This is a genomic window from Acidovorax sp. FG60, assembly GCF_057808995.1.
On record NZ_JBMDJC010000019.1, the window covers coordinates 40,048 to 55,009 of the forward strand.

Here is a 14,962-nt window from a genome sequence, read left to right on the forward strand (position 1 = left end):
AGTTCTGGCAGAGTGGGTGTGGAGTCACTCCACACGCAGTCTGTTTGTAGCGGCAGCGGGGGGTTGGTGGTGTGGCAATCCCCCGGCTAGGACTCAGTCTCCCTCCTTAAACGGGAGGTAGGATGCACCGGAGCCTAGGGGTGTGGAGTGACTCCACACCCCAGTTTGGTGAACCTATATGCACTTCCCTACCAGCAGCCGAAGGTGTGGAGTCACTCCACACCCCTGCGAATGGGCTGATCTGCCCGCACCTCAGGCAGGCGAAAAAAAGCCACCTGCAATGCAGGTGGCTTCGGCTGGCCGCGGAACAAGTCCTGGGCGAATTGCTAGTGAAACAATCTCGAGTGCTGTTCATCCGTCACGCTAATGACGATTCCGGTCAAGGCGCAGACATGGATGCCATCGGCAATGGACGATAGGTAGGTGTCCCTGTATGCCTCGTGTGCGTCTGAGCCAGGCAGGTAACCGGCGCTGGTAGCAGCTGCGAAAGGGCTGAGAAACTGAGACCCCGCTTGCAGGCCGCAAGCTGCTGTGAAGGCTTCTGCCATCGCGTCAAAGTCGAGGGTGGCTGGAGAGTCTGTCGAAGTCATGGAGAAAATCCTCTGTAGGGAAGGGAAGGGAAGGGTAGGGGCGGGAGGTGCCATATCCCGGTACTTGACATATCGGAGGAGGTAACCGTAGGGCAACCTCCAAAGCCGAAGAACCACCACGACGCCCAAATGGTGCCAGCGTGGCGTATGTGGCAATGCGGTGCCGCATTGGCGTCGCTGCCAACGTGGCACCAAAGTTGCGCCAACGCGGTCGTATCGCTCTCATTGGCGGTGCGCTTTTCGGGAAGTTGCGAGCAATGCTGCGGGAAGAAATCACGGACGAAGGTGAAAGACGCTGTTCGGTCGGAAGGTCAGCAGCGGCTTGTGCGCAGCCGCGTAAAGACGGACCCATACATCCCGCTCTACGAACTCGGTCGGGGCAAGGCATGGCAGATGCACGCCTAAACGTGCGAGGAAGCACTGGCGTTGGAGAGAGGAAGCAGGCACTCGGCCGAGCAGCACGGAGCTTCGGAGTTGCCACACTCTGGCGTGCCAGCATGGCCCGACCAGGATAAGTTAGCCCGGGACCCTAAGCGACAAGGAGGGTTTCTTTTCGCCCGGCATTCATACCTGGTCGGAACTTTGCGATCCATTGATCAACAGGCTCGGGCCTCCCAAACAGGAATCCCTGCAACAGCTCGCACGCACCACCGAAGAACTTTGCCTGTTCGATGGTTTCGATGCCCTCTGCAACGATGCGAAGCCGGAGCTTGTTGCAAAGCTCGATTACGGCATTGCAAACGATCGCGTCGCGCTCCCTTGACGGAGCATCGCGTACCAGCGATCGATCAAGCTTGAGTTCATGGATGGGGAGCTTGGCAAGATGAGCGAGCGAAGAATAGCCTGTTCCAAAGTCGTCCATCGACAGCGAGATGCCCAGGCTCGCTAGAGACTCAAGCCGCTCAACGACTTCGGTCACCGGTCTCTCGAAAAGACTTTCGGTGATCTCGAGAGTTAGGCGCGCTGGTGCCAGATTGTGGCGATTCAGTGAGTCGCTGACCGTCCGGACAAAGTCAGGTCCAAGAAGGTGGCGTGGGCTGATGTTGACCGAAATGCGTGAGGGGTGCTGATGCCTAGAAAGAACGCTGCAGCTGCTCTCTAGGACCCATTGCTCAAGCTCTCCCATTAGCCCAAAGGTCTCCGCAACTGGAATGAACGCAGCTGGCGCAAGGATGCCGTGCTCAGGGTGGGCCCACCGGACGAGGGCCTCGGCGGCCGAGACCGCGCCGCCCGCATCCACCTGGCCTTGAAGGAATAGGCGGAGCTCACCACTTCTTATCCCGCGGGCAAGGTCGCCGGCGAGTGCGGGGCCAGAAGCGAGCGGTGGGAGAACCTTGGACAGGTGCATAGGATCCTCATGCCGGGCAGGAGCTCGCCATCAGTGGGCAAACTTGCCGTTTGTTTGTTGCGTACCAATTGACTGATAGCGTGAATTTTATATTTGTTACGCCAAAAATGAAAAACCCCGTGCACTTCGCAGTGGCACGGGGTTTTGATACGAGCTATTTGCTCTTCGCGGCCCTTAGGCGCGGTCTTTTCTCACATGCTCGATGAACACCGAAGCGAGCCCAGAAATCTCGGTCCACGGGAATCGGCATGGTGGTCAAGCAGTCCAGGTTTACAAAGGCACCGTGGTGCTCGATTTCACCTTTCGTGAACAGGTTCCAGAGTATGGAGCTGGCCGCAAGTGCCATCGCCGGGTTGATGAACAACGCCTGCTTCTGCAGTGCCTCTGCGAGGGAGCACGACGGCGTTTCATCCTCCATGTGGTCCTGGCCACTGTCGATCAGTGCAGGAAACATCTCGCCCACGTGGGGTAGCCTCGTTGGGTCTGGTTCCGTTCGCCGGCGCCCCTGAACTTCCCCCAGCAAGATCTGGCCGTCGGAGGATCTGTTGCCCATGTCGAGGTAGTACGTGTGATCGCGCCTTGAGTTTTCGATGGCTGACAGGATCGCTCGGCGCGCGGTCCGGTTGTCCACCGCGCCTATGACCATGTCGAAGTTTGAGAAGCCCTCAGAGTCGTCGCTGACGCGATCCACTATCGCTGTCCACGAGACCTGCGCTGCCATGTTTGCCCGATTGATCAGCGTGAAAGCCTTGTAGCTTCCAACGTCGCACGGGTAGAAGGCCTGACGGCCCACATTGGATGGTGACACTACGTCGTCGTCGATCAACGTGACGTGGAGCCCTCCAGGATGGCCAAGAGCAACCATGGCCCGATGAAGGTTCATCAGGTTCTCCAGCATCCTCGATCCAGTTCCTCCAGCGCCCACGAGCGCTACTTTCACCTGCTTCTGGGCGAGCCTTCCATTCAGTTGGTGCTTCATTGCGGTGCCCCTTCGATGATCTGGCCCAACTGGAACGATCCATCGGAATCGAGCTTGAGCTTGTAGTGCAAGCCCGCCACGCAGAGGCGCATTGCCACTGAGACCGTTGTGTCCAAGTCGCCAAAAACCGCTGAGACCTTCACGCTCCCGGCGTCGTCCAGGTCATCGATTGACGAGAATCCTGCAGGAAGGCGCCCGTGGCTGTGGATGTCCACGACCGCGATCTCGCCGGGCTCCAGTACCGGATTGCGATAGTCGACTCGGGTAGGTGAGGCGCTGAGCGCGTCTCTCATCGCGAGCCGCCAACTGTCAGTCGATGGGGCCCAGACAAACAGGGCTGCGCACTCATTCGGCATGGCCTGGCGAGCTTGCTCGGCAAACGCTTGCCAAATGGCGATCGGCGGGAACGAGCATTTCCACTCGACCATGGGCTTCAGAGGCCCATAGGGCAGGTGGATATCCGAGACTGCGACCCGGTGGCGCAGAGCCAGCCAATCGCTGCTCAAATCCTGCCACAAACCGTCGCTGGCCACTGCGTAGCTGACCGGAACATCGTCCTGAAAGGGGAGGGTGCATTCGGTGGTGGCCACGCGCAGTGGAAACGCTTGCTGGATCATTGAATCCATACTCATCAAAACTCTCCTTCTGGTCGTTCGAGACCTGCCAGGCGATCGCGTGTGTTCACTTCGATCAGGTCACCCACCGTGAGGCGAACTGCAGCGAGGCGACTCGTAGGGAAACGCCGGGTTGGCTTTTCCACCTGCGACTTCCAGAACGCCGCGGGATCGAGGCCTTTGACAAGGCGGTCCTTCTGGCTGAAGTTCGGGTGCGTGAACGACGAGCCAAAGAACATGTCTTCCCACGCCTTCGGCTCGAATGCACGCTCCGCAGTGGGTGTACTTGCGTTCCCCAGACAGACCTGGCCGCTGCCCCAGACGTTGAAGAATGGCGCTTGGAAGAGCTGTGTCTCAGGGGTTGGGCGTCCGGCACACTTCACTGCATAGAGATGCAGGTGTTGCGCATCGATGGTCATCCATACCAGGGCGGGGACTGGGCAAATCGCATGTCCATCGAAGGACGCCTTGGAAGTGGACGACTTCTTGAAGAACATCGAGCGGTGCCCTGGCGGTGTCCACCAGACGAGCCGGTCGGCACCCTCCGCGAGCCGCGTGTCTTCGATCCAGTGGACGGGCTTTCTGACAGCCTGCTTAAGCGCAAGCTGTGCGTAGATCAATCCCAGATCCTTTTCGGTCATCAGCCTTCCAGGCGTCACCTCAGGGCGCTCGCGAATGACCGCCACTTCATGCACGGTCGCGTAGTCGAAGACGTCACACACGCTATCGTGGGAAGTCCTTCCTCCGTAGAGCAGGATGGCGCCCTTGAGTAGCGATACCGGTGCACTGCTTTGTGCGCTTACTCCCATCATTTGGAATCCTCCTTAAAAAATGACATGAACCTGCCGAGGCACGAGTGGAGGTCGATGAATGCCTTGAGGGCACGCACTCCGGCCCTCATCGCCTTGGGGTCCTCCGTTGATATCCGCCAGGTCCTGAAGGAATCGCGGTACTCGCTCTCCTGAAGCCACCGTTCGGAGTGCTCGACGACTTCCATGCAAACCTCGGGCGTATCCCAGACCACAAAACATGTGGATCCGAGTGCGTCAAGGCCTTCCATTTCGTGACCTTCGGGAACATCTCCGTGGCTCTGGTCCCACTCGCCAAGGCGATGTCGTTTGCTCGCGTTGCAGAGGTCCAGGCCTGCGGCGACAACGGATTGGATCTCCGGGTCGGAGCAGGCCTTGAGCACTTCTTTTGCCTCTTTCAGGGTCATGCGTCGGGGACGATGCTGAGAGGCGCCTTCCTTGACGCCATACATCCAGCCGTGACCCCCGGCCGCTGTGGCAAAGTGTGATGGCCATACTCCTGAAAACTGTTCCTGCAGCTCAGCCACAGTGCCATTGACAGCTTGGTTTTCCCGTATGAACTCGGCGGCACCTTCGTCAGAGTCGCCGTCAAACCAACCGGCGAAGTACGCCGCGTGGCGCTGGAAGCTGAATGAGTACATGGGATAGCAAAATCCGGCATCCTCGATCAGGAACCAGGCCCACCATCCCAAGCCAGCTCGGTAGGCGTTGAGCTTCTCGATCATTGGCTTGAGGCGGAATAGTGGAATGACAGATTCGGGCGTGACCTCGACATGAACAAGCTCTGGATGGGCTTCGATGGACAACTGCATTGGGAGTACGTTGTCCGAGTCGCCATTCGCGCGCAGGTAGGTGCTCCATTGCTGGGTGATCGTCACCTGTAGATCTGTGAAGTTCTCACCTACAACCGGGACTCCGGCGGAATTGGCGGCGAGGATGAACTTGGCCAAAGACGAATTCGCCTTGCTTGCCCCGTCCTGTACCCGTAGGGGTACAAGTGGAGACAAGCTAGGCAGGCACCAAGCGCCCAAGAAGGGCGCTTGGCTCAACCCCACCTGCTGAACGCCGAACTCGGCAGAGGCAGGGGATTCGAGCTTTGACGAGAGTTCACCACCTGCTGGAGGGGGATTGAACATTTCGTGCTTTCATTTACTGATTGGGGATCTGCCTGGGCCAACGGGTCGGCCGAGGCATTCGAGAAGTGACCACCCGTTGCGATTGCTTGGATGGCCTTCAGATGCGCGCTCATCCCTTGCTGCCAACAGCGCGTTGGAAGTTGTAGGTAGCGACGCCAGCCTTTGTGCTGGGTCCCTCTACAACTGCAGTGAGCAGCTCGGGGAACTGGTTCGCGAAGAAGATGCGGATCTGGTCGGGGTCCTTGCCAGGAGCAGGGTCCGCCAGGGTCATCCCGTTGTAGGTGAACTTGCGTGTGAGGACGGTGGATTGCAATGCCATATTCCCTCCTCAAAGTGTGAAAGGAACCTGCTGCGACTCACCGGCGGGGCCAGGCGAGTCGTTTCCTTCGCCACCCTCGGCGGGTTCTTCTTCCTGGAGCGCTGGCGTCGATTTGCCTGGCTTCGATTTGTTCGATGCCGCGGCCGACTTGTCTTTCGCCTGGGCCACAGCCGCAGCCGCTTGCTCCTGAATGCCCTCGAGCTGCTCTTTGAGCGTCCCGTTGACTGTGCAGTACTCGCTGATGACAGAGGCAAAGTCGGCATCGAGCTCGGTGGGCGTTGCCACAAAGCTCTTGGCCAACAGCGGAGTTCCGGACTTGCCCGCGTCTGGGAAGACGTTTACCTCGAGTTTTCCTGCGCCGGCGTCGGTCACCTTGAGGGTGATCGCGACGCCCTTGGTTGCCAGATGGTGGAGATTCTGAAAAAGCATGTTTTACCTCGTTGAAAATGCCGCGGGATGCGGCTTCAGCGGTACTTGCCCATCAGAGGGTGGTAACCAAGAAAAAGGCCCTGCCCCCGGAGAAGGGGCAGGGCCGTTTGGGTACTGGTTCAGTGGGACAGGATCGTCAATCGTCGCTTGGAGCGATGGTCCAGTCCCACACGCCGGCGCCGATGGCGTAGACCGTCTTTCGCGTGCCATGCACGCTGATCTCTTGTGCCGGGTATGCCTTGGCTCCTGGGGTGCCTGCACCGATCACGAAGGCATCGGTCTCGGCGTCGTAAGTGAGGTCGTCAACGATGTTGAGAAGGTAGTTCCCGACGGGCCTCTCCATGTACGGTATCCGGTCATTGCCCATGTAGGCAGGGACAGCGAGGCGCAGCCAATTCGTATCCACTCTAACCGGCCAATACACCGGGCCGGCAAACGAAACGTATTGCGCAAGGAACGTTTCGCGAAGCGTGATGCTGCTGTTGTGGCTGCCAGGCGCGCGATACCGCACGACTTCGCCTGTCTCAGAGACCACCTCGACCACGTGCCGGCTTGCGTTCTCGAAGAACCCGACTAGCGGCTTCCCATCGTCCTGACGCACGTCATTCACAAGGCGCGTACGCTCGAACGACAGTGATAGCACGGGGGTGTCGCCGTCCTGCGGCAGCGCGATGAGGACCAGATGGTCCTGCTCATAGTTGACGATGGTGGAGCCCAGTTCTGCGTGCCGGACCAGCAGGCGGCCCTGATCTTCTTTGGGTTGGATTTCGAGCTTCAGGCCAGGAGCCCAATTGATCTCGGCGGGCTGGGAGATCTTCTCGCGCAACGCGGCAATGCGTTCTTCGATGTCGCGGATTTCCTTCTTGATGTCTTCGTGGTTCATTGCACGGTCCTTTGCTTCGGGGTTGCACCGCGGGTTCGCGGCTTCGGCCGTACTTGTTCAGGACCGTGAAATAACAAATCAATCTGCTTGATTTGCTCCGGTTCGGTATCCGTAGGTGGGACTGCTGCTTTTAGGCAAAAAAAAGCCCGGCAATGCCGGGCGGTAGTAAGCGACTCTCGACCGACTACGGGGTCCGCCAGCCGAAGGAGTCATAGCGGGCGTCTACACCTGCAAAAGTAGCATCGTACAAAGGAGCGTTGCTCTCGATCGCACCGCCATTGTCTTCAGCGCGAAATGCGTTGGTATGCTCGTCCGTATGGGGGGACCGCATCGCGAGACCCGCGGACTCTTGATCACGAATCAATTGTTCATTGGCGGACACGGGGGCCTCATCCCGTCCAAACACGACCGCAAGACCGAATCCGGCCGCAACAACAGCAAGCGACGCGTAGATCGTCAAAGTATTCAGACCCATCCCGAAAACCGAAGTTTCGGGCGCGTACCGCCAGCCCAAATACATGCCAACGCACCCCAGGCCCATTAGCAGCTTAATAATTGCGTTCATTTTATTCTCCGCATTCTTCTAATCACTAGTAGGCATTTTCCTATAATAGCTCGAATTAGTCAAGTGTTTGTTACGCATTTGTTGTGCATACTCCTCGCTGGAGGCGCGCACTAGGATCAAGGCCAGGACCAGATCACGCCGACGGGATGAAAGGCTCTTGCTGGGTACCTATGAAGCTGCCTTCCGGGAAATGCGTCAATTTCGCTTCTTTTTCGCGGGGGATTTGAAGCATCCGCTCGTCGAGAATCGGTGCCTTCGGCATTCAAGTTATGGGAGAAACCATGTGGACATTCGACGGATCGATGGAGGATTTTCGGGCGCTGCGCCTGAAAGGAAACCAAATTGACCGCGGCGCTTTTGTGGTGCTGCTTATTTTCGAGACCGGGGCGCGTGAACTTCGTTCGAGTATTGAGCCCAACCGGCAGCTGCGCAAGTGGGCGGGCTCTTCGGAGAAGTCGGTCATTCGACTGTTTGCTGCGGGCGAGTTCCGCTCGCCCGAGCGGGTGTGTAGGGAGGCACTTCCCACCTTGGACGCTCTTGCTGCTGCGAACGATGATCTGGTGGTCGGACAGATGCGCCAGGTGCTTGCATCCTCCCGGTATCTACTGTCCGGGTCCAAAGACCCAGCCGACGGGACCGCATAGTTGAGACGCGACAAAGAAAAAGGGCTGCCGGATGGGCAGCCCTTTGAATAGGTGGTTAGCGACGCTACTAGCAGACCGTTCGCACCTCTAACCGGACGTTGCGCCACAAGGGCGCTTCTCGAATCGAAGTATAACACTGCGATGCCATTCTGTTCAAGCGTCAACGTTTCGTCTGTGGAAAGCGCTCTCTCAGCTGCTCGCCTCGGATCTTACCAATCCCTCGTCGTCGGAGCCACGCCACGCGCTGTCGTGGGCGCCTATCTCTGGGGACTCGAACTCAACACCGCATTCTCGCCCGTTCTAAGCATGGTGGAGGTAGTGCTTAGGAACAGTGTGCATAGGGCTGCCAGCGCCATGGTCGGGAAGCCAGATTGGTACTCTGACGTCCTCAAGAGTTCAGGCGATGAGGAGTGGAAGCGCAAGGTAGCCCGCAACCCCGCCCTCGCTACCGACTTCTACAGGAAGGGCGTCGCCCCGCATCACAAAAAGTCCAGGACGACGAACGGCCGGAAGGTCACGCTTCGGCACTGGCGCTCACAGGCGGAGAGCAGTTTCGAAGAAATCACTTCCCGGCTCGCGAAGTCCAACGTTCAACAGGCGCCGGATCAGATCGTCGCGCATGCCATGTTTGGTTTCTGGTTGCATCTGTTGGGCCCATCTTTCGAGGCTGCCGCGAGTCCGTTGGCACTGTGGCCGAGTTGTACGGCCCAGGTCTTTGGAGGGGACCCGACGATGACTCGATCACGAGCCCATGCACTGCTCGTGGACATCAAGGGCTTGCGGAATCGAGTGTCGCACCAGGAGCCTGCATGGAGGCTGGGCAGACCTCTCACCCCGGCCGGCGTCCATGCGACGCTGTCAACAAGGGTTTCGGACATGCGACAGTTGCTGCGCGCAATGGAACCAGCGGTCGATCGATTGCTAGAAAACGCCGGGACATTTGATCGCTTGCGGTGGCTACTGGACCCAGCCACCATTGCGACATACGCGGGGGCCACTAAACCCGGTGCCGTCGACATGCGTAAGCTTTCGAGGACTGTGCGCAAGTTTGCCGAGCGGGCGAGTCGCACGGTGGGCGTGGCCAATCCCATCGTGACTCACGCTGTCACAGTCCAGCATGCGGGAAAAACAATGATGGCCATTGTTCCAAACTACTAGTTGTGAGTCTGGGCTTGGCGCGCCGAGCAAGGACGTCAAGAGAGGCCCAGATCGGGCTTAAGTCTGGTCGCAGCCAGGCTCACCTCACTCTCATCGCCAGGTAGGTATCCAAGCGCCTCTGCAGCTGCTAGCACGCGCACAGGCGGGTAGCCGAATTGGTCGGCCGTGATGTCTACAACAAACTGACGCTGTCCATCCAACACGGCCTCTACCCAGTAATGTCCTTGCCAGCGGCCTTGGACGTCCATTGCGCCCAGCCCAAGAGCACCGTTGCCGCCCCGAACGCATGCCTTTGCCAAGGTGAACCGATGCAGTATCTCGACCAGAAGCACCGCTGCGTGGAGGCAGCTCCCGGCACTTGTTGCGCAGTCTGTGCCATCCCGGGCCAAGCCCGGCTCAAAGGCCTTGCGAGTGATCTCGGCGCAGGAGATTAGGTCTTCAAGCGACGCCATCGCAGCAATGTACCTAGGCGCGCATGGACAAGAAAAACCCCCGGTGGCAATGCCAACCGGGGGTAGGGGAATAGGGCGTCGTGCGCCGGCGCCTAAAAGCGCATCATCTTGGGAACCAGGCCCCGGTACTCGAAATCCTTGATGCCTAGAACGGCATCGACGAACTCCTTCTTGGAACCATTGCGTGCTTTCACATAGCCATCGCCGAGCTTCTCCTTCAAGCCCAGCTCGATGGCCACGGCGTCAACCTCGTTCTTCGTCAGAAGAGTGAGGAATTCGCTGTTGAGCTTCCAGTACTGAGTTAGATCGGTCTCGATGGCCTTCAAGAGCCCGCGGATGTTGTCCACGGACATGCTGGTTGAGACATGGGCGGCAATCAGGTCCACAGCAATGCGCAGGTGCCCAGGTTCGATCTCCGTGAAGAGCTTGTAGGCCTCGGGTAGCTTCATCAGCTTGGCAGAGCCCGCGATGGTCATCCCATCCTCGCCTGCAGCCTCCTTGATCGCGTCCAGCAGCGAGTGCGAATCCAGCGAGGATGGCTGGGTGATGCAGATCGCCAGCAGTACCTGCCGATTCTGCGATGTCGGTAGCTTCGGCACGGCCTTGCGAAACACAGTCCGCCAGATCTTCTCCCGATAGTCCTGCACGGCCCGGCTTGGCTCTGCACTCGCTCCAGCCTGCTTCTTGGTAGAAGCCGCTGCAGAGGCCTTGCTAGCTGGAGCGCCGCCCGGCTTGCTGATCCCCGCCTTCGTGCCTGTTCCCTGAGCCTTCGCGGGCCCGTTGGCCGTCGTTTTCTCTGCCTCGGCCGCCTCCCTTTCCTTTTTTCTGGCATCGACGTGTTGAGAATTGCATGGTACGTTCATGCACAGGTTCTTGAACACCTTGCCGAGCTTGTCCGGAGCGGCAGAAACCGCAGCACCAAAATGCTCGCAGGTCCTGCAGGCCAAGGCCTGTTCCGCGCCCACACCCTTCGGGCCATCCGCGTGCAGCGGAATGACAGTCAGGTTCTCACCCGGGCGCACAATCCGCACCACCTGAAACTCTTCCTTGAGGCTGTCGGCAGTGGCCTGCAGCTGCTTATCCGTCTTCTTGTCGAAGCACTGCTTGTTGGTGCACCTGCCATCGGAGATGGCCACGCCGAAAAGCGCAGACTGGCGAGAGCTGTTGTGATGGCACGGGCCGCAGTCCGACTTGTCGAAGATGGCCTTATCCAGGAGCAGCGAAGCAGACTCCAGATAGGCCCGCAACTCCACCACCGTCCACATCTTCTCCTGCTTGAGAAGGTGATCCAGCGCGGAATCCTGGGTCTCCTTACGGCAGGCCGCCAGCAACTCAGCATGGCCGAGGTTCAGGACTTTGTGCTGCAGAGCGTCACGTACCTTCTCCGAGGCGTTCATGAGCGCGAGCCGCTTCTCAAGTGTGGGCAGTGACCAGCCCATCCGTTTTGCCGCCTCGGGGCGGTCGCCCTTGCAATCTGCAAGTGTCTTGGCTGCGCCTTCCGCCTCCTCGACCGGAGTCATTGGCTCACGCTCAATGTTCTCAGTCAGCGCAGCGGCGTTCGCGAAGGCTTGGTCGCCTTTGCGTACCAGCGCTGGCATGAGGCCCTCAGGGCCATACACGGCGCCGAAGGCTCGATGGCGGCGTCCACCAGCGACGAGCTCATAGCGGCCATCCGCAAGCTCTCGCAGGAGCACAGGGGTGTGAAGGCCTTGGGCACGAATCGACGCTTCGAGCGACCGTTGTCGGTCCGGATCGAAATGCTTGCGCGGATTGTCCCCGAGGACAATGTCCGCCCACTTCACCTTCATCAGTTCGCCCTCGGGCGCCGCTGGGACTTCTATCGTGTTTTCCATGGGTAACCTTTCAAAAAACCAGCTGCGGGATGCAGCTACCTGGTCTTTTGATCGGCGCCGCAGGATAACGACCGCCCGACCAGGCGCTGGGGGGATCTCATGACCTTTGGACTTGAAGGGAGGACGCTTGGGTGAGCGACCGATGCATAAAGAAAAAACCCAGGTCACCGATGAGGTGACGCTGGGTTTTGGGGATGTGCTCAAGCAAGGATGCGGGGTTGGAAGAATCCCAAGGCAACCTCGGCCAGGTCGAGCGAAGGCTCTGCAAAGGGCTTGTAGCTCGCGGTTCGCCCGGCGCTGGATGGACCGCTTCCATGCTGCGCTGGTAGGCGAAGCTCAGTGATCTCGAATGTGGCCAGCTTGTAGCCGCGGCGCGGATCGATCTTGCACGTGAATGCGCAGGAACGGCGAAGCAGCTGGTTGAGCTCGACCTGATCGCGGAAGGCGCCTCGTTCGACTTGCATGGTGCAGTTGTGCGAACACTCGGGAAGCAGGCTCATCTTGTTGAGCTTCTTGAACTTGTCTTCGTCGGACAGCTGCAGTAGCCCAGGAATGGATCCGCCGTTGCCTTCGTAGAACTGGTCCGCGAGGTTTTTGAGGATGAAGGTGACTTTCATGATTTTCTCCAGGGGGAAGGTGCGTGGAACGCGTTGTTTGAGACCGCGGCGCGGTCCTTCACCATGGATTGAGCGTTGCCACCAGATAACGCCAGCAGGGCTCTGAGATTTGTTGCGATTGTCTGTATTGCACCATACAATTGTTACGTGCTCCATTCCACATGAGCGCCAAGCTGTTCCAAACCATGCCCTCATATCGCCCGTCCACGCGAGAGTTTGAAAGCCCAACCTCGGAGACCTATTCAGAGCTGCAGGCGGCCTACGACTTCTTCAACGCAGAGCTTTTCGCGGGCGAGCTGCCGCCGTGCCTCATAACGCTGCAGCGAGAAAAGCGAAGCTACGGGTACTTCTCGGCGGAGCGGTTTCAACGGGCGGATGGAACGCGCACGGACGAGATCGCGATGAACCCCACTTACTTTGCGACGCTGCCTCTGGTCGAGATCCTCCAGACGCTGTGCCACGAGATGGTGCACCTGTGGCAGCACCACAAGGGAAACCCTGGGCGCGCCCGGTACCACAACATGGAGTGGGGGCAAAAGATGAAATCGATCGGCCTTATGCCCTCCGACACCGGCCAGCCAGGCGGAAAAGTGGTCGGAGATTGTATGGCCGACTATCCCATTGCGGGTGGGCCTTTCGTGGCCGCATGCGAGAAGCTGCTGACCCGGGACTTTCAGATCTCGTGGCACGACAGGTTCCCTTCCGCGCGCGTCGTACTGACCAGCCAGCAGAGCTATGGCCTGTCGATGGACTTGCCGGTGGCGCTGCTCGCCGTTGCCGGGGTGCAGGCGGCCGTGGCGTTGGGAGAATCCCCGGAGCACGCGGGGCAGGATAGGCCGCAAGAGGCACTGCGTCCCAACAAGAGCCTTCGTGATAAGTACCAATGCGCATGCCGGACCAACGTGTGGGGAAAGCCCGGGCTCAAGATCCGCTGTGAAGGATGCGGCCAGCTCTTCGAAGTCGTGTCGCCCTGAGCCGAGGCCGGCGCAGCAGAAATGAAAAAGCGGCCCCGATGAAGGGGCCGCTGTGAGAGGATGACCTAGAACAGTGCGAGTTGCTCAAGGCGCTGGTTGACCACGTATTGCGTGGCCGACTCTGGGATGGGCGTGGGTGCGGGAGGCACCGACACCTCCTGTGGCGAAGACACGAGGTCTTCGGTAGCGGGCATGCTGAGGACCTCGCGCATTGCGCGGACTGCTTTTGGAAAGTAGAGACGCTTGTCCCATCCTCCCAAAACGTGCGCTGGAGTGACCCAATGCGCCCACTCTGTCATCGCCAGCGAGTTGCCGTGAATGACGATGGCGGGCACATGGAGGAGAGAGAGCTGGACGTAGGCCATGTGGACGGCGGTCGAGTCGATATCCTGCAGCGTGGCGTGCAAGTAGTGCTGGTAGTTCACGTCCTGATCGAGCATTGCCTCGGCAAAGGCGATGACCATGCCCCCGGCTCCGCAAGCGGGTTCATTGAGGGCGATGTGATCCTGCTGCTTGATCTGTTCCTTCACATCGCCTGCTGTCATGCGGGCCATGAGGCTTGAGACGGGGTAGGGGGTGAAGAACTGGCCCTTGCCGCGTTCGCCAAGCTCGAGCGACATGAACAGGTCTCCGAGTGCATCGCACATCCCGAGACTCAGCCACTCGACGAGCACCGCAAGCGCCTGGCAAAACCGCGTGATTTCCTCTGGTTGGTACTTTGCAACGATCTCAAGGTACCGTTTCTCGCGGGCATCTCGGTGGATGGGATCCACGGCGTTGCTGAAAGAGAGTGCAGAGACTTCGCAGAAGTCGGAGAAGACTGTGTCCAGTCGGTGCGTCCGGGCATTGGCGCGCAGGAGGTCGCCCATGTCTTTTGCGTGAGAGCGGGGCCCTGAAACGAGTTTGTGAGGTTTTTTGGAGGAGGACATAACTTCGGGAATGGGATGGAAAAAAGGCCACAACCGAATGGCTGTGGCCTTTTGGGAATCGCGCCCGAATGGGGATCGGTGGCGCAACGTGAAAGCTGGTCGTGATCGCTAGAGAAGCCCTTGGAAGCCCTCAAGCCATTCAGGGCCCAGCTGGTTTCGGATCTGACGAAGCAGGGAACCGTCGGGTATCGATTCGTCCTGGCCAGAAGCCCAGGCGACCGACAGCGCGGCTTTCCATTCCTGACCATGCTTGGCGGCGAAGCGCTCCAGGGCCTGGAGCTGGGCAGCCGACAATTCGTCGCCTAGAGTCGCGGGCGGCTGGAAGGGCTCCGCGTGCGTCTTCAGTTCGTCCGCGAGGGTGTTCCACTCGGTCGTTTTGCATGCCGGTGCATCCGGCACAGGCCAACACACGGGCGAGAAATGAGCATCTGGCCGTGGGTAGATCAGCAGCGCGTCTGGTCCGGCGGGCTCGCCGGCAGAGGGGAAGACTTGGAACGGATAGCGAGCACGGCCGTCTGTGGTGCAGACGGGCAGGCTGCCGTGCCCTTTGGAGATGAGCTCCAGCGTCACTGCGTGGAGGTCGAAGACGGTCAAAGTGTGGAGTCGGGGAATGATCGTAGAGGGCATGTGGAAATCTCGTGCGTGAAGAAAAAAAAGGCCACA

General features: G+C 59.3%; 16 protein-coding genes. 2 read left to right on the plus strand and 14 right to left on the minus strand.

All coding sequences use genetic code 11. The features are described 5' to 3' along the window. Positions 1-326 precede the first annotated feature (326 nt). The 10 genes from ACODS0_RS22085 to ACODS0_RS22130 form a co-directional block, all read right to left on the minus strand. Complete coding sequence (locus ACODS0_RS22085; protein WP_431153318.1) at positions 327-590, minus strand: hypothetical protein; 264 nt, start codon at positions 588-590, stop codon at positions 327-329. A 529-nt stretch (positions 591-1,119) separates the two neighbouring features. Next, positions 1,120-1,938: an EAL domain-containing protein gene (locus ACODS0_RS22090; RefSeq protein WP_431153317.1), complete on the minus strand. Its 819-nt coding sequence runs from the start codon at positions 1,936-1,938 to the stop codon at positions 1,120-1,122. 154 nt (positions 1,939-2,092) lie between these two features. Further along, positions 2,093-2,917: a PRTRC system ThiF family protein gene (locus ACODS0_RS22095; protein WP_431153315.1), complete on the minus strand. Its 825-nt coding sequence runs from the start codon at positions 2,915-2,917 to the stop codon at positions 2,093-2,095. Then, positions 2,914-3,549 carry a PRTRC system protein A gene (locus ACODS0_RS22100; protein WP_431153314.1) on the minus strand — a complete coding sequence of 212 codons (636 nt, stop codon included), beginning with the start codon at positions 3,547-3,549 and terminating at the stop codon, positions 2,914-2,916. The genes ACODS0_RS22095 and ACODS0_RS22100 overlap by 4 nt, the downstream gene beginning before the upstream one ends. Next, entirely contained in the window at positions 3,549-4,343 is a 795-nt protein-coding gene (locus tag ACODS0_RS22105) for a PRTRC system protein B (protein WP_488837170.1), read from the minus strand. The genes ACODS0_RS22100 and ACODS0_RS22105 overlap by 1 nt, the downstream gene beginning before the upstream one ends. Further along, positions 4,340-5,476, minus strand: a complete 1,137-nt coding sequence (locus ACODS0_RS22110) for a PRTRC system protein F (protein WP_431153312.1) — start codon at positions 5,474-5,476, stop codon at positions 4,340-4,342. Before ACODS0_RS22110 ends, ACODS0_RS22105 begins: the two co-directional genes overlap by 4 nt. A gap of 109 nt (positions 5,477-5,585) precedes the next feature. Then, positions 5,586-5,795 carry a PRTRC system protein C gene (locus ACODS0_RS22115; RefSeq protein ID WP_055397623.1) on the minus strand — a complete coding sequence of 70 codons (210 nt, stop codon included), beginning with the start codon at positions 5,793-5,795 and terminating at the stop codon, positions 5,586-5,588. Between the two features lie 9 nt (positions 5,796-5,804). Beyond that, the gene (locus ACODS0_RS22120; protein ID WP_055397625.1) at positions 5,805-6,224 is read right to left on the minus strand and encodes a PRTRC system protein E; all 420 of its coding nucleotides are present in this window, start codon (positions 6,222-6,224) and stop codon (positions 5,805-5,807) included. Positions 6,225-6,360: 136 nt separating this feature from the next. Beyond that, a complete protein-coding gene (locus tag ACODS0_RS22125) occupies positions 6,361-7,107 on the minus strand; it encodes a hypothetical protein (protein WP_431153311.1) in 747 nt (248 codons plus the stop codon). A gap of 184 nt (positions 7,108-7,291) precedes the next feature. Then, positions 7,292-7,672, minus strand: coding sequence for a hypothetical protein (locus ACODS0_RS22130; RefSeq protein WP_488837173.1), 381 nt, complete (start codon positions 7,670-7,672; stop codon positions 7,292-7,294). Positions 7,673-7,953: 281 nt separating this feature from the next. On the opposite strand from ACODS0_RS22130, the gene ACODS0_RS22135 reads away from it, so the two are divergent. Next, positions 7,954-8,316 (plus strand): hypothetical protein, encoded by a 363-nt coding sequence (locus ACODS0_RS22135; protein ID WP_291470265.1) that lies wholly within the window; start codon positions 7,954-7,956, stop codon positions 8,314-8,316. 1,702 nt (positions 8,317-10,018) lie between these two features. Here ACODS0_RS22135 and ACODS0_RS22140 read toward each other — a convergent pair. Next, on the minus strand, positions 10,019-11,779 hold the full coding sequence (locus ACODS0_RS22140; protein WP_431153428.1) for a PRTRC system ParB family protein: 1,761 nt from the start codon (positions 11,777-11,779) through the stop codon (positions 10,019-10,021). A gap of 200 nt (positions 11,780-11,979) precedes the next feature. Continuing rightward, entirely contained in the window at positions 11,980-12,396 is a 417-nt protein-coding gene (locus ACODS0_RS22145; protein ID WP_431153427.1) for a hypothetical protein, read from the minus strand. Between the two features lie 161 nt (positions 12,397-12,557). On the opposite strand from ACODS0_RS22145, the gene ACODS0_RS22150 reads away from it, so the two are divergent. Then, positions 12,558-13,370: a SprT-like domain-containing protein gene (locus ACODS0_RS22150; RefSeq protein WP_431153426.1), complete on the plus strand. Its 813-nt coding sequence runs from the start codon at positions 12,558-12,560 to the stop codon at positions 13,368-13,370. 65 nt (positions 13,371-13,435) lie between these two features. Here the strand turns inward: ACODS0_RS22150 and ACODS0_RS22155 are convergent, their stop codons facing one another. Together ACODS0_RS22155 and ACODS0_RS22160 are read right to left on the minus strand one after the other, a co-directional pair. After that, positions 13,436-14,239, minus strand: coding sequence for an N-6 DNA methylase (locus ACODS0_RS22155; protein WP_431153425.1), 804 nt, complete (start codon positions 14,237-14,239; stop codon positions 13,436-13,438). Positions 14,240-14,407: 168 nt separating this feature from the next. Continuing rightward, entirely contained in the window at positions 14,408-14,893 is a 486-nt protein-coding gene (locus ACODS0_RS22160; RefSeq protein ID WP_431153424.1) for a hypothetical protein, read from the minus strand. Between the last annotated feature and the right edge of the window lie 69 nt (positions 14,894-14,962).

Excerpts from the sequence above, each read along its gene's own strand:
- ACODS0_RS22110 (WP_431153312.1), bottom strand. The coding sequence starts at position 5,476 with ATGTTCAATCCCCCTCCAGCAGGTGGTGAACTCTCGTCAAAGCTCGAA.
- ACODS0_RS22090 (WP_431153317.1), bottom strand. The coding sequence starts at position 1,938 with ATGCACCTGTCCAAGGTTCTCCCACCGCTCGCTTCTGGCCCCGCACTC.
- ACODS0_RS22135 (WP_291470265.1), top strand. The coding sequence starts at position 7,954 with ATGTGGACATTCGACGGATCGATGGAGGATTTTCGGGCGCTGCGCCTG.
- ACODS0_RS22100 (WP_431153314.1), bottom strand. The coding sequence starts at position 3,549 with ATGAGTATGGATTCAATGATCCAGCAAGCGTTTCCACTGCGCGTGGCC.
- ACODS0_RS22125 (WP_431153311.1), bottom strand. The coding sequence starts at position 7,107 with ATGAACCACGAAGACATCAAGAAGGAAATCCGCGACATCGAAGAACGC.
- ACODS0_RS22130 (WP_488837173.1), bottom strand. The coding sequence starts at position 7,672 with ATGAACGCAATTATTAAGCTGCTAATGGGCCTGGGGTGCGTTGGCATG.
- ACODS0_RS22085 (WP_431153318.1), bottom strand. The coding sequence starts at position 590 with ATGACTTCGACAGACTCTCCAGCCACCCTCGACTTTGACGCGATGGCA.
- ACODS0_RS22115 (WP_055397623.1), bottom strand. The coding sequence starts at position 5,795 with ATGGCATTGCAATCCACCGTCCTCACACGCAAGTTCACCTACAACGGG.
- ACODS0_RS22140 (WP_431153428.1), bottom strand. The coding sequence starts at position 11,779 with ATGGAAAACACGATAGAAGTCCCAGCGGCGCCCGAGGGCGAACTGATG.
- ACODS0_RS22120 (WP_055397625.1), bottom strand. The coding sequence starts at position 6,224 with ATGCTTTTTCAGAATCTCCACCATCTGGCAACCAAGGGCGTCGCGATC.
- ACODS0_RS22155 (WP_431153425.1), bottom strand. The coding sequence starts at position 14,239 with ATGGGCGACCTCCTGCGCGCCAATGCCCGGACGCACCGACTGGACACA.
- ACODS0_RS22095 (WP_431153315.1), bottom strand. The coding sequence starts at position 2,917 with ATGAAGCACCAACTGAATGGAAGGCTCGCCCAGAAGCAGGTGAAAGTA.
- ACODS0_RS22105 (WP_488837170.1), bottom strand. The coding sequence starts at position 4,343 with ATGATGGGAGTAAGCGCACAAAGCAGTGCACCGGTATCGCTACTCAAG.
- ACODS0_RS22145 (WP_431153427.1), bottom strand. The coding sequence starts at position 12,396 with ATGAAAGTCACCTTCATCCTCAAAAACCTCGCGGACCAGTTCTACGAA.
- ACODS0_RS22150 (WP_431153426.1), top strand. The coding sequence starts at position 12,558 with ATGAGCGCCAAGCTGTTCCAAACCATGCCCTCATATCGCCCGTCCACG.